This is a genomic window from Brevundimonas sp., assembly GCF_018608325.1.
GTDB lineage: Bacteria > Pseudomonadota > Alphaproteobacteria > Caulobacterales > Caulobacteraceae > Brevundimonas.
Map to the genome: position 1 here is coordinate 1 of NZ_JABAZW010000010.1, position 12,639 is coordinate 12,639.

Annotated in this window: 13 protein-coding genes; 3 read left to right on the forward strand and 10 right to left on the reverse strand. The window is 60.2% G+C overall.

What is annotated here, in order from left to right; translation table 11 throughout:
• The first annotated feature begins 635 nt into the window (after nt 1-635).
• Entirely contained in the window at nt 636-2,186 is a 1,551-nt protein-coding gene (locus QZ281_RS00855) for a hypothetical protein (protein WP_292223536.1), read from the forward strand.
• 44 nt (nt 2,187-2,230) lie between these two features.
• Here the strand turns inward: QZ281_RS00855 and QZ281_RS00860 are convergent, their stop codons facing one another.
• The 10 genes from QZ281_RS00860 to phhA all read right to left on the reverse strand — a co-directional run bounded on the left by QZ281_RS00860 (nt 2,231) and on the right by phhA (nt 11,504).
• Nucleotides 2,231-3,490: an aminotransferase class V-fold PLP-dependent enzyme gene (locus QZ281_RS00860; protein WP_292223538.1), complete on the reverse strand. Its 1,260-nt coding sequence runs from the start codon at nt 3,488-3,490 to the stop codon at nt 2,231-2,233.
• Between the two features lie 146 nt (nt 3,491-3,636).
• Nucleotides 3,637-4,137 (reverse strand): Lrp/AsnC family transcriptional regulator, encoded by a 501-nt coding sequence (locus tag QZ281_RS00865; protein WP_292223541.1) that lies wholly within the window; start codon nt 4,135-4,137, stop codon nt 3,637-3,639.
• Nucleotides 4,138-4,233: 96 nt separating this feature from the next.
• Nucleotides 4,234-4,539 carry a 4a-hydroxytetrahydrobiopterin dehydratase gene (locus QZ281_RS00870; RefSeq protein ID WP_292223544.1) on the reverse strand — a complete coding sequence of 102 codons (306 nt, stop codon included), beginning with the start codon at nt 4,537-4,539 and terminating at the stop codon, nt 4,234-4,236.
• Between the two features lie 9 nt (nt 4,540-4,548).
• Nucleotides 4,549-5,322, reverse strand: a complete 774-nt coding sequence (locus tag QZ281_RS00875) for an SDR family oxidoreductase (protein WP_292223546.1) — start codon at nt 5,320-5,322, stop codon at nt 4,549-4,551.
• The gene (locus QZ281_RS00880) at nt 5,241-5,741 is read right to left on the reverse strand and encodes a Rieske (2Fe-2S) protein (RefSeq protein WP_363297134.1); all 501 of its coding nucleotides are present in this window, start codon (nt 5,739-5,741) and stop codon (nt 5,241-5,243) included. Before QZ281_RS00880 ends, QZ281_RS00875 begins: the two co-directional genes overlap by 82 nt.
• Nucleotides 5,671-6,978: a fumarylacetoacetase gene (gene fahA / locus QZ281_RS00885; protein WP_292223550.1), complete on the reverse strand. Its 1,308-nt coding sequence runs from the start codon at nt 6,976-6,978 to the stop codon at nt 5,671-5,673. Before fahA ends, QZ281_RS00880 begins: the two co-directional genes overlap by 71 nt.
• Nucleotides 6,975-8,276, reverse strand: coding sequence for a homogentisate 1,2-dioxygenase (gene hmgA, locus QZ281_RS00890; RefSeq protein WP_292223552.1), 1,302 nt, complete (start codon nt 8,274-8,276; stop codon nt 6,975-6,977). Before hmgA ends, fahA begins: the two co-directional genes overlap by 4 nt.
• 81 nt (nt 8,277-8,357) lie before the next feature.
• Nucleotides 8,358-9,431 (reverse strand): 4-hydroxyphenylpyruvate dioxygenase, encoded by a 1,074-nt coding sequence (gene hppD, locus QZ281_RS00895; protein ID WP_292223669.1) that lies wholly within the window; start codon nt 9,429-9,431, stop codon nt 8,358-8,360.
• 13 nt (nt 9,432-9,444) lie between these two features.
• Complete coding sequence (locus QZ281_RS00900; protein ID WP_292223554.1) at nt 9,445-10,629, reverse strand: amino acid aminotransferase; 1,185 nt, start codon at nt 10,627-10,629, stop codon at nt 9,445-9,447.
• Nucleotides 10,629-11,504, reverse strand: a complete 876-nt coding sequence (gene phhA, locus QZ281_RS00905; RefSeq protein ID WP_292223556.1) for a phenylalanine 4-monooxygenase — start codon at nt 11,502-11,504, stop codon at nt 10,629-10,631. Before phhA ends, QZ281_RS00900 begins: the two co-directional genes overlap by 1 nt.
• A 135-nt stretch (nt 11,505-11,639) precedes the next feature.
• Here phhA and QZ281_RS00910 point away from each other — a divergent pair, with 135 nt between their 5' ends.
• Both QZ281_RS00910 and QZ281_RS00915 read left to right on the forward strand, forming a co-directional pair.
• Entirely contained in the window at nt 11,640-12,107 is a 468-nt protein-coding gene (locus QZ281_RS00910; RefSeq protein WP_292223559.1) for an Lrp/AsnC family transcriptional regulator, read from the forward strand.
• A gap of 169 nt (nt 12,108-12,276) precedes the next feature.
• Nucleotides 12,277-12,639 (forward strand): hypothetical protein (locus QZ281_RS00915; protein WP_292223561.1); only part of this gene is annotated, 363 nt, incomplete at its 3' end.

Sequence of the window (12,639 nt, forward strand, 5' to 3'; positions counted from 1 at the left end):
TCGTAGGTTCAAATCCTACTCCCGCACCCAAAATACCAAAACGCCCCCGTGCACAAAGCCGGGGGCGTTCTGCTGTCCGCCGGGTGCAGATGCAGCCTAGTTGCGTCCATCCGCGTGATCGCGAGCGGCGGGACGGGCAGCTCCAGCATCGATCATGATCCGTGACAGGATCATCAGGTTCCAGAGACGTTTCGGTCCGTAGAGCGCATCTGCATAAGCCTGCTGCGTCAGCCATCCCAACTTCAAGTGCGGCCATAGCCCTCGCCGCAAGCGTGCTCTTCTGCCCATGAGTCCTAAGCCTAGTGAATAACGTCGTTTGATAATGGCGATGGCTGCGTCGGCGCGTACGCATTGTGGTCGGCGGTGGACGGCTTGGCGCATCGTAGCGGGGCCCTGCCATGGTTCAGGCACGCTGGTAGGGCATTAAAAAGAGGGAGGAGCGCGCTGTTTGGCTTGCTTTGAGCTCAGAGCGTTTTGACGCCGGGGGACTTCGGTTAGGTTCTGCATTCGATGGGTGGCGTCAGCGATGGTTCTGCATGACTGATCGCGGCGTTGCGCATTGACGTAGGGTTTTTGCAAGAACAATGCGTCCACCATTCTCTAAGCTTGCCCCAAACAGAATGGGGAGCGAATGGATGGCTATTGAGACGCGGAGTGACCCTTCCAACTGTGAGTGCGGGTCAACTTTCCTTAGGGTGTTCGGACGAAAGCGTGCAGGCGTTTTGGCCTCATGTATCTTTCTGTCGATGGCTGGCGGATTTTCGGCGCAGGCTCACAATCTCACCGATGTGGTCGAACTGGCAGAGCGTGTTCCTCAGAATGTTACGACGCGGCACACAGGGCGCTTTAACGGCCAAGAGCTAGCGTATTCCGCCATCGTCGCTGAGTATTATGTTCAAGATGAGCACGGTCGGGACGGGGCGGCGGTTGTCACGATCGCCTATGTGCGCGAAGGGCAGCCCGCCGCGCATCGCCCCGTCATGTTTGCGTTTAATGGCGGTCCAGGTGCTTCTTCGTCGCCTCTGCATCTGTCGGCCTTGGGCCCAGTGCGCCGCACACCGCAGGACGGTCAAGGATGGAGCGATAATCCGTTCAGCCCGTTGGATGAGTTCGACTTGGTTTTCATCGACCCGGTCGGCACGGGCTTCAGCCGTCCATTTTCAGGTGTGGACGCCAAGTCATGGTTTTCTCAGTCGAGCGACGCGACCGCCGCAGCATCGGTTATCGAGCGGTGGCTTGTCGCGAACGGTCGGGAGGCTTCACCGATCTATCTGACGGGGGAGAGCTATGGCACGGTGCGGGCTGCGACTATTCTGAAGGAGCGACCAGACCTGTCGTTTGACGGCCTTGTACTGATCGGCCTGGTGGGGCGGCCGGAGGGCAATGAAATGCCCTATGTGGTAACCTTCCCCACGATGGCGGCGGCGGCTTGGTATCACCGTCGTATTGAGCGCACTGCTTCGTTACGGCAAACCTTCGACGCGGCTTTGGAGTTCGCAAGGACTGAATATGTCAGCGCCCTGATCAAAGGCGACAGTCTGTCGTCGGCGGAACGTCGCGATACGGCGGTGAAGATGTCTGCTTTCATCGGACTTCCGGCGGAACTGATTGAGGCGCGCAACCTGCGTCTCAGCAAGAATGACCTGATGTTCAATCTGCTCAAAACGGATGGCCTTAGAACCGGTTCTCTTGACGTCCGTGTCACAGGGCCCTTGGAGCCTGGACAATTGGGGGGGATTGATGATCCCGCACTGGGCGTCGTCCCAAGTCGCGGCGCAGGAACGCCGGCAACGCCTCCGACGCCGCAAAGCGTAGGCCCCATCGCCAATCCAGTCTTGAAAAAGTACTTGAATGAAGAGCTGAAATTTCAATCGATTGAGCCCTATTACGGGCTGAATCTGGCTGTGAACGGAGCATGGGACAACAGTCGCTCGTTCGACGCGAACTCCGCGATTGGCGACGCGCTGGCGCGTAACGGCGCGATGCGCGTGTTCTGGGCCGCAGGGCTCTATGACCTAAGCACGCCGGTCTATCTGGGCCGTTACACGCTGGATCACGCTGGCGTGCCGACAGATCGCTTGACCGCACTCTATTTCGAGGGGCCGCATGGCGTCTATGAAGGCGAGGAGAATCTTGAAGCTTTCAACAGGGCTCTTCGTGAGTTCGTTCACGCGGGGCGGCGCTGACTTAAGCTGTGGGTTCCGTCATGGAGCGCCCAGAATCTGGCGCTTCATGACGGCGGGGCCCCGGGCAGGGCGCTCAACAGGCGATCAATGTCATTTTCGTCGTTGAAGGCGGCCAACGAAATGCGGAAACGGTTGGCGGAAACGCTGATCGCGACATTGGCGCGGGCCAAGGGGTCGGTAAGCTTCGCCCTGGCGTCCTTCAGCGCGAAGGCCACCAGTTGGGTGCGGCTGTCGAGCGGAGTCAGGGGTTGGTAGCCGCGACGGCGCAGTTCTGACTGGACCGTATCCACCAACGGCTGGCGATGCGCATGGAGTTGTTCGACGCCGACCTCAAGGATCCATGGAATGGAGTAGGAGAGGTTGACGATGCCCGTCCAGGACGTGGTTCCCATGCCGAAGTGGCCGGTTGCGCTATCGAAGGTTCTGTAAGTCGCTGGCTCGCCGCCGCTCTCGTCATAGGGAAAGACATGGGATTGAAAGGCTGAGACCTGCTCATAACCCCACCACGGACGGGGCAGGCGCTCCTGGATTTCTTTTCGGACGTACAGGAAGCCAAGTCCGAAATCGCCCATTAGCCATTTGTAGCTTGAGGTAGAGGCGAAATCGACGCCGCTGCTTCTCAAGTCTACCGGGATTGCGCCGGCGGCATGGACGATGTCTGCATAGACATAGGCGCCACGTGCATGGGCGATGTCGCATATCTTCTTCAGGTCATGTTCAAAGCCATTGACGGTGGAAACGAGGCTTATCGACACCAGCTTGGTTTGACTGGTGATCGAGGCCTCCATCTCGTCCATGTCGATGCGGCCTTCGACGGTCATGCCCAGTGTCACCACATCCATCCCGGCCTTCTTCAACTCCCCATAGGTGTAGAAGGAACCGAAAAAATGCAGAGCGTCAGTTACGATCCGACCGCCCGTTTGAGGGAATCCCAGGGCTTTGAGGACCAGGTTTTCGCCCATGGTGGTGGATTGGGTGATGCACAGTTCGTCAGGCGAAGCGCCAATCAGCCTGGCCAGGCCCGCGACCACGTCCGCCTGTTTCTGGCGCATACTGTAGTTCGGGGTTGATCCGTCCTTGGTTTTAAACCGCAGGTATTCTTCAAGGGCGCGGCGTGCGCCTAGAGGCATAGGGTGGGTCGATCCCGAGTCGAGATAGGTTGTCGGCATGGCAGCAAACGCCGAGCGAGCCGGCAGCAAAGGAGCGCTTTGCAAGGCGTCCGACAGGCCGGCTTTGACAGCTTCGCCGGACGTGGCGGGCGCAATAGCGGCGGCGGCGAACAGTGCGCGACGGGTGAGAGGCATTGAAGGGGTCCTGTCAGTGAGGCCGGGCCGCCTCTGAACGAGGATAGCGCGCGCTGGCGAAGCGCATCTTTGCGAAGTAGCTACGAAATCAGAGCCTTTGGGGCAAAACTATCCATTGGATTGATGCAAAGTGACTTGTGTTGCGCCTATCGTCCTTTTGATGGGCTGAATTGACGGATGGTCAGGGGCAAGGCCGTTTGTTTTTTCGTGTCCGTCAGCGTCACGATGGAACTGATATCGATAACGCCGGGCAGCTTGAGCAAGACGTAAAAGATGAAGTCCTGATACCATTTTACGTCTGGGGCGACGACTTTCAGCATGCAGTCAGTGTCGCCAAATACGGTCCAGCATTCCAGCACCTCAGGAATTTTATCCACTTCGTGTCGAAAGCGCTCGCGCTCGTCGTCATCGAGCGTCCTCATCTTCAGTTGAGCGAAGATGTACATGTTAATGCCGAGCTTTTCGTCATCGAGAAGGGCGACGACCGATTTTATGTAGCCCTCATCACGGAGCCGCTGAATTCGCCGCCAGCATGGCGACTGCGACAATCCCACACGTGACGCCAATTCAGCCGATGAAAGTGACGCATCCTTCTGCATCACATTCAAGATCTTCAGGTCGATCTGGTCTAGAACAAAAGGCATCATGCATGCGTCCCATTATTTCGATCTGACTGGATTGTCGTTTTTAGTTCTTTTCTTCGCAAGTTCTATTCGAGCGGTGGCGAGCCTTTTGGGGAGCGGTCACTGTCGCAATCTGCCGATCATCAGGCGATTGATGACACGCGCCAAGTCGACATCCTTCTGGGAAACCCCATCGGCGTCGTGCGTCGTCAACCAGATGTCCAACCGATCAAACACATTAGCCCACTCGGGGTGATGGTCCGCCTGTTCGGCGGCGAAACCGATTTCCATCATCGCCGACAGTGCTTGAGGGAAGCCCGGAAACAAAAGCTGACGGTAGAGCGCGCGCCGGTCTGAATCGTAGCGCCAGGACTCCAGGCTTTCGATGGCGGCGGTGATTTGTGCGGGTGTCATTGGGGCGATCAAGGCAGCTCCCTAGACGGCGGGATTGATAACGGGCAGCAAGGCCCCGTTCACAGCGCGCGAGGCTGGGGATGCAAGAAAACGGATGGTGTCTGCAATGGCGGCAGGTGACGTCCACTGGGTGAAATCCGCCTCAGGCATGTCACGTCGATTGGTCAGGGTATCGATGATTGATGGCAATATGGCGTTGACGCGTACCGCAGCTGGACGAAGCTCGACGGAAAGGGCTTCGGCAAGTCTGGCCACGCCGGATTTTGCTGCGGCGTACGGCGCCATGCCCGCTCCGGCCACCTGGGCGGAATGAGCACCGACCAGAACAATGCTCGCGTTTTGAGCCAGGTGCGGCAGTGCGGCTTGGATTGTGCAGACTGCGCTCTCCACGTTGGCGGCATAGAGGGCGCGCCAATCGTCAGGAGAGGATTGGGCGACAGGCAGCCACCGGAACGCCCCGGCCAGATGCACAAGCGCGTCGAAACCTCCGATGCGTCTGGCGGCGGTCTCGACAGCAGCGCGCGCCTGGTCGGGGTCGGACAGATCGCCTGCGATGATCAGGTCAAGGTTTGACGTCGCGACCGAATTTTCGCCCGCGAGGCCGACAACCTGATCGCCTGCCTCCAGTAAGGCGGCGTGGACGACGCGTCCCAGGGCGCCATTGGCGCCTGTCAGACAAATACGCATGAAAAACCTATGTTTCCGAGAGGCGGTCAGGCCGTGAAAATATGACCGTCGATGGTCTTCAGGGGCCAGGGCTGCAGGTGGGCGCCGACGCAGGGACCGCCGACGCAAAGTCCCGTGTCGGGTTCGAACAAGGCGCCATGCCAGGAGCACTGTATATGACGCCCATCTGCAGCGATGAACTGGTCCAGCGCCTGTGCGAGCGGCAGTCCCGCGTGCGGGCAACGATCGACGTAGCCGTATAGTGCGTTGCCGCGACGCACCACAAAGCCGTGAAAACGAGACGATCGTGTGACGAGAACGATGCTGCGGCTCGCTCCATCAGCGACAGATGTCACCGGGCCAAGGTCAACGCCAGACGGTGTCGTCAGCGTGCGAGGGAGGTCCTTCATCCGGTTGACGTGTTTCGATCCGGATGGGCGGCCAACGCCCAGAGACGAACTGACGGGACGAGTACGATCATGTGACGTCAGCCATCGCGATGCGACCGCGACATTCGCCGAAACCAATGGCGACGCGCCCATGCGCATCCAGCCGGCCCGTCAGGACGATTTCATCGCCATCTTCGAGGAAGGTTCGTGTTTCTCCACTGGGGAGCGTGATCGGTTCGGCGCCGCCTTTGGTCAACTCTAGCAGGCTTCCGAAGCCGTCGGGCGTGGGCGCTGAAAGGGTGCCGGTTCCGAGCAGATCGCCTGCACGCAGGTTACAGCCGTTGGACGTATGATGTGTGATCATCTGCCCGATGGACCAGTACATGTGCCTGGCGTGAGATAGGCTGATGACGACATCATCCAGGCCGGACTGACGCATCTTCTGCGTCGACAGCCGCACCTCGAGAGCAAGGGCAAAGCCGCCGCGGGACCGATCAGTTGGATCATCGAGATAGGGAAGGGGCGCTGGATCGCTCTCAGGGCGCGGGTCTGGCGCGATCCGATAGGGCTCGAGGGCTTCGGCGGTGACGATCCATGGGGAGATCGTCGTCAGGAAATTCTTGGCAAGGAAGGGGCCAAGCGGCTGATACTCCCACGCTTGGACATCACGCGCCGACCAGTCGTTCAGCAGGCAAAGCCCGGCAAGATGCTGTTCGGCCTGCGCCAGGGGCACGGGCTTGCCGAGGTCGTTTTCTGCGCCGATCCAGGCACCAAGCTCAAGCTCGTAGTCAAGGCGATGGGTCGGCCCAAAGGTTGGAGCGGCCTCTTGAGCTGCCTTAAGCTGACCAAGCGGACGTTGAACCACGGCTCCAGATGGGCGAACTGACGACGCGCGCCCATGATAACCGATGGGCACATGCTTGTAGTTCGGGAGTAACGGATTGTCCGGGCGGAACAGGCGACCGACGTTCAGGGCGTGGTGAATCCCGACGTAGAAGTCGGTGTAGTCGCCGATAGAAGCCGGTAGATGGATGCGGCAATCACCAGCGTCATGCAACATAGGCTCGATCAGGCTGCGCTGAGATTGATCCGACAGCAGTTCGGAAACCTGTCGGCGAAGCGCCCGACGAAGTTGTCCTCCGGCCTGCAGGAGAGGGTTGAGGCTGTCTCCGAAGGCCAAGAGCGCCGCCCGACCCGCGTCGTCCTTCAGCAGACCGCTTTCGAAGAGAGCCCGAAGATCAAGGATTGAGTCCCCGATGGCGATGCCGCCACGAGGAGAGACCCCATCACTGCTGAATACGCCCAGGGGTAGGTTCTGGATCGGGAAGTCAGCGTGGCCGTTTGCGCTTTTCACCCAGCTGACGCGTGCGGGGTCGTGTGTTTCGTCCAAACTCATCCGACGGTCCCCTTGTCGAAGCCGGACCAGCAGTCGTCGTAATCGAGCTGCATCGTCGGGGTCTTTTCCGCCCAGTCTGTCGTGCGAATGGGCATGCGTGTTTCGAACATGAAGGCCAGAGTGTTTTCGATCTTGTGGGGTTTCAGATCGGCCTTGGTCGCGCCTTGCCAACTGGCCTGGTCAGGGCCGTGGCCGCTCATGCGGTTATGCAGGGAGGCGCCGCCGGGGGCGAAGCCGCCAGCCTTGGCATCATACTCGCCAAAGATCAGCCCCATGAACTCGCTCATGACGTTCCTGTGGAACCAGGGCGGACGGAAGGTGTCTTCGGCCACCATCCACCGGGGTGGGAAGATAACGAAGTCGCAGTTGGCCGTGCCGGGCGTGTCCGATGGACTAGTCAGGACAGTAAAAATGGACGGATCGGGGTGGTCGTAAGAGACGGTGCCGATAGTGTTGAATAGCGCTGTGTCATAGCGATAGGGGGCATAGTTTCCGTGCCAACCCACAACATCCAGAGGGCTGTGTGAAAAGGTCGTGGTCCACAGCTTGCCGCCGTATTTCTGAATGCATTCGGTCGGTCGATCAACGTCCTCGAACCAGGCGACCGGGATCTCGAAATCTCGCGGATTGGCCAAGCCGTTGGAGCCGATCGGGCCCAAATCCGGCAACTGGAAGGGGGCGCCATGGTTCTCGCAGATGTACCCCCGGATCGTGGCTTCCGCCTCGACTCGGAAACGTACGCCGCGCGGAATGACCACGATATGGCCGGGCCGAGCATCCACAACGCCCAACTCCGTAACGAAACGGTGCGCGCCCTCTTGCGGCACGATCAGTAGTTCTCCGTCGGCGTTATAGAAGACCCGGTCGATCATGGACCGGTTGGCCGCATACATGTGCACCCCAACGCCTGCGCCGGCCTCGACATCCCCATTGCCGCCATAGGTGACGAGACCCTCGACCCAGTCTGTCGACTCGGTCGGGACCGGCAACGGGTCCCAACGCATGCGGTTGGGATTGGGCTTGGCGTCGTTGAACGGTGTTGAACGCAGGCAGCCCTGGTCGAAGGGCAGGTAAGGACCATGCTGGGCGGAGGGGCGAAGACGGTAGAGCCAGCTTCGCAAGTTGTGATCGCGCGGGGCCGTGAAGGCCGTCCCTGACACCTGCTCGGTGTAGAGGCCCAGCGCCGGACGTTGCGGCGAATTCCGGCCCCGGGGCAGGGCGCCTAAAGCGGCTTCCGTCGCGAAATGGTTTGCGAAGCCAGTCTGATAAGCGGGCGCGTGGGATCGAGCAGACGCCATGACGAAGTCCTTGATCAGAAGATAAAAAGTGAGAAATCGGCCGGGACGCCGAAAACTCGGATGCGTCCCGGCTTGAACGTGTCAGGCGTCGACGGTGATCACGCCGCGACGGATCTGATCGAGCTCGATGGATTCGAACAGGGCCTGGAAGTTGCCGTTGCCGAAGCCCTGATTGCCCTTGCGCTGGATGATTTCGAAGAAGATCGGCCCGAACAGGTTTTCAGTGAAAATCTGCAGCAACAGGCCTTCTTCGCCGATGTTGCCGTCAAGCAGAATGCGGTTCTTGCGCAGCCGCTCCAGATCTTCGCCGTGATTGGGGACGCGCTTGTCGACCAACTCGTAATAGGTCTCGATCGTGTCCTGCAACGCCACGCCGCGGGCACGCAGACGCTCGACCGTATCGTAGATGTCGTCGGTGGTCATGGCCAGGTGCTGGATGCCCTCGCCATTGTACTGACGGATGAATTCCTCGATCTGGGACTTGTCGTCCTGGCTCTCGTTCAGCGGGATGCGGATCGCCTTGTCGGGCGCGATCATGGCTTGCGAGAACAGGCCTGTGGCCTGGCCCTTAATGTCAAAATACTTCTGCTCTTCGAAGCCGAAGATCTGGTTGTAGAAGGACGACCAGGTGCGCATCTCGCCGCGCTTAACGTTGTGGGTCAGGTGGTCGAGGATATCGAGGCCCACGCTGTTGGCGGCTTCGGCTTCTTCAGCGCCGGGAATGGCGTCCCAGGTGTCATAGAGCGAGCCCTTCTCGCCGTGCTTGTCGACCAGATAAAGATAGCTGCCGCCGATGCCGTGCAAGACATAGGAGCCGGAGCCTAGAGCGCCCGCTTCTGCGTCGACCGCCTTGGCGCCGCGCGTCATGGCCAGCTCATAGGCGGCCTTGGCGTCCGCGACGCGGAAGGCCATGCCGCTGGCCGACGGTCCATGGGCGCCGCGGAAATCGGCGGCCTGACCCGAAGCCTCGTTATTGACCAGCAGATTGGTGCGGCCTTGCTTGTAGCGGACGATGTCCTTGGTCGGGTGTTTGTGGAAGGCGGTGAAGCCGAGCTGCTCGATGAGTGCCTTCATGGCGGCGGCGTCGGGGCTGGTGAACTCGACGAACTCGAAACCGTCGAGGCCGATTGGGTTTTCCGGGGTGATGGTCATGATCGAAACTCTGGTTTCAGTGGGAAAGAACAGCGTCGAACGCACGGACAAAACGAGGGATGTCCGCTTCGTTCAGGCCGGCGATGTTGATGCGGCCGGAACCGGCCATGTAGACGGCGTGGTCGGTGCGAAGGGCTGCGACCTGATCTGGGGAGAGGGGAAGGATCGAGAACATCCCCTTCTGGTCTGCGAGCGGCGCCAGCAGCGGGTGGGTTTGAGAAAGGGCAGCGCGAATAGCGCTGATCCGTTGGCGCATCGTTTCAAGCTCAAGACGCCAGTCTGACGCCAGTTCAGGGGTTTCCAGGATCACGCGCGCGGCAGCCGCCCCGTGGTCCGGCGGCATGGACCAGTTAACGCGGGCCAGCGACGCCAGATTGGACATGACAATGGGTCCACGCCGGTCTGTTTTGGCGAACAGCGCGCCGGTGCGTTCACGGTAAAGGCCGAAATTCTTGTCGCAGCTGTAGGCGATTATGGCCTCTTCGACGGAGGCCAGAACGATCCGCAGTCCAGCAGCATCCTCCTCGAGCCCGTCGCCAAGGCCCTGGTAGGCGAGATCAATGAGGGGCAGCACGCCGCGACGGTTCATCACCGCTGCGATTTCGGCCCATTGCGTCAGGTCGGGATCAGCGCCTGACGGATTGTGGCAGCAGCCGTGCAGCAGGATGACATCGCCACGCTCTGCTTGCTGAAGCGATGCGATCATGTCGTCGAAATCGAAGCGACGTGTTTCTGCGTCGTAGTGACGGTAGGTGCGGACGTGAAGGCCAGTCGCGACCATCAAGGGCGCGTGGATGGGCCAGCTTGGCGCGCCCAGCCAGACGGTGGCGCCGGGGTGGGCCGATGAGATCAATTCGGCCGCCAGGCGCAGGGCGCCTGTGCCTCCTGGCGTTTGCAGGCCCACGATATCATCGACACGTTGGCCGAAAATGACGGGTTTGATCGCGTCTACAAAGCCGATATCGCCCTCTGGACCCAGGTAGGCCTTGGTCTGCTGGTTTGCCTCCAGCAGTCGCTCAGCAGCCTTCATCGACCTCATGACGGGCGTCACGCCGTTATGATCACGATAGACGCCGACGCCGAGATCCAGCTTTTCGGCGCGAGGATCCTGCTTATAGAGCGCGATCAGAGACAGCAGGGGGTCCGGAGCCTGTTCAGACAGGCGTCCGAACAGGCCCTCGGGGTGGGGTCGTGTCAGCATCAGAAGGCGTCGCCTCTCTTGGCCCAGGCCTGCGTGCCGTGCGTGAACACACGGTCGGTCGGCAGGATGTCGGCGGGTTGATAGTCCGGCCCATCAGCCAGTTCGGCGTAGATGGGGGCGAAGTCGGTATCGAGCGTCTGCTTCAGCAGGTCCTCGAAACTGTCGATGACGAAGTAGGTCTGTTGATAGTCATCGATCCGGTAGTTCGTTCGCATCAGCCGACGCAGATCGAACCCAATGCGGTTTGGGGATGGATCGTCGAGGGCGAAAACAGACTCTGAACGACTGGAGACTATGCCTGCGCCGTATAATTTAAGGTCGTCGTCTTCGCGGATCAGGCCGAACTCGACCGTGTACCAGTAGAGCCGGGCCAGATGGTGGATCGCATTTTCACCGACGGCGCGGAGACCGCCTTCGCCATAGGCCTGCATGTAGTCGGCGAACACCGGGTTCGCGAGCAGGGGGACATGGCCGAACACGTCGTGAAAGACGTCGGGTTCCTGCAGGTAGTCCATTTGTTCGGGCGTGCGGATGAAGTTGCCGGCGACGAAGCGGCGGTTGGCCATGTGTTCGAAGAAGACATCGTCTGGGACCAGGCCTGGGACCGCTACGACGGACCACCCCGTCAGCTTGTGCAGGCGTTCCGACAATTCATCGAAATCCGGAATGCCGGACTCGGACAACCGTAGAGTCTCCAAGCCTTGCATGAACTTGGGAGTGACGCGCGAGGGCAGCAACTTCACCTGCTGGGCATACAGCCGGTCCCACATGGCGTGCTGATCGGCGGTGTAGCCCGACCAATTCTGGGGCACGGTCCAATCCGCAGCGGCGTGTCCAGGTGGGGCACTGCCGGAGTTTTTGGTTTGCTCGCCCATTTTGACGCTCCCTCATTCGCGAACTTCAACTGCGTCGCTTGAGGCAGATCATGGGGCTGGAGCGATGATGATTGCTTTTCAATCTTCACTCAAACTAAGAGAAATTCGAGAAACCGTTTCATTTGGAGCTCTATCTTGAAACAGAATGAACTTGATGACGTGGATAGGCGGATTTTGAGGCTCCTTCAGTCCGACGCTGCGCTGAGCCACGTCGCGGTGGCCGAAAACGTTGGCTCATCACCCGCCTCTTGCTGGCGGCGTATCCGCGCAATGGAAGAGGCGGGAGTGCTTCGAGCGACAGTGAGGCTCGTCGACGCCGAGCGCGTTGGGAGAGGCGTCAATGTAATGTGTCAGGTGCGCATGCGCTCGCACGCCTTGCCCGACCGACATGCCTTCGAAGCTTTTCTCATGACGAAAGCGGACGTCATGGAAGCCCACTCGATGTCAGGCGAGTGGGACTACCTTCTGAGGATCGTGGCGGAAGACGTCGCGGGGTATGAGCGGTTCTTGATGCGGGACCTTTTGAACCACCCGAATGTGGCGACCGCCGCATCTCATTTCGCGCTCAGCCAGGTCAAATACACCACCGCCTTGCCCGTGTGATCTTGCAGGCGCACCCTGTATCCGGCCTGAAAACAGTCTTTGTGCATGAGTGATCTGCAGTCGGCCGTGGGCCTCACGTATTTTGGATATATTATCCAGAGTAATGAATTGCTTCTCTGGGCGCGCTGACGTCACCTCGGGCCTTTGTTCTAAGTTCGACGAGTTGCGGATGTCTTCAGCGCCCCACCCAGTATTTTTTGACGCCGAAACGGTGCGAGCGCGTCTGACCTGGCCCGTCGCATCCTCGGCGGTGCGCCATGCGATGATCGGCCTGTCATCCGGCGAAGTGCGTCAACTGCTGCGCAGTTTCATCTCGGTCGGAGAGGACAAGACGTTTGCGATCATGCCCGCAGCGCTGATGGGGGCGCGCGTCTTCGGGGCGAAACTGGTCGCGGTTTTCGGTGATGGCACGGGACGACGAACTCACGAGGGCGTCGTGGTGCTGTTTGAAGGCGAGGGCGGCGCGCCCGTCTGTGTGGCGGACGCCGGCGAGGTGACCGCCATCAGGACGGCGGCCGCCAGCGCCGTCGCG

Bases quoted from the DNA above. Each gene is read 5' to 3' on its own strand.
- QZ281_RS00860 (WP_292223538.1), bottom strand. From the start codon at position 3,490: ATGCCTCTCACCCGTCGCGCACTGTTCGCCGCCGCCGCTATTGCGCCC.
- QZ281_RS00865 (WP_292223541.1), bottom strand. From the start codon at position 4,137: ATGATGCCTTTTGTTCTAGACCAGATCGACCTGAAGATCTTGAATGTG.
- fahA (WP_292223550.1), bottom strand. From the start codon at position 6,978: ATGAGTTTGGACGAAACACACGACCCCGCACGCGTCAGCTGGGTGAAA.
- QZ281_RS00880 (WP_363297134.1), bottom strand. From the start codon at position 5,741: ATGCGCATGGGCGCGTCGCCATTGGTTTCGGCGAATGTCGCGGTCGCA.
- phhA (WP_292223556.1), bottom strand. From the start codon at position 11,504: ATGGGCGAGCAAACCAAAAACTCCGGCAGTGCCCCACCTGGACACGCC.
- QZ281_RS00855 (WP_292223536.1), top strand. From the start codon at position 636: ATGGCTATTGAGACGCGGAGTGACCCTTCCAACTGTGAGTGCGGGTCA.
- hmgA (WP_292223552.1), bottom strand. From the start codon at position 8,276: ATGGCGTCTGCTCGATCCCACGCGCCCGCTTATCAGACTGGCTTCGCA.
- QZ281_RS00900 (WP_292223554.1), bottom strand. From the start codon at position 10,629: ATGCTGACACGACCCCACCCCGAGGGCCTGTTCGGACGCCTGTCTGAA.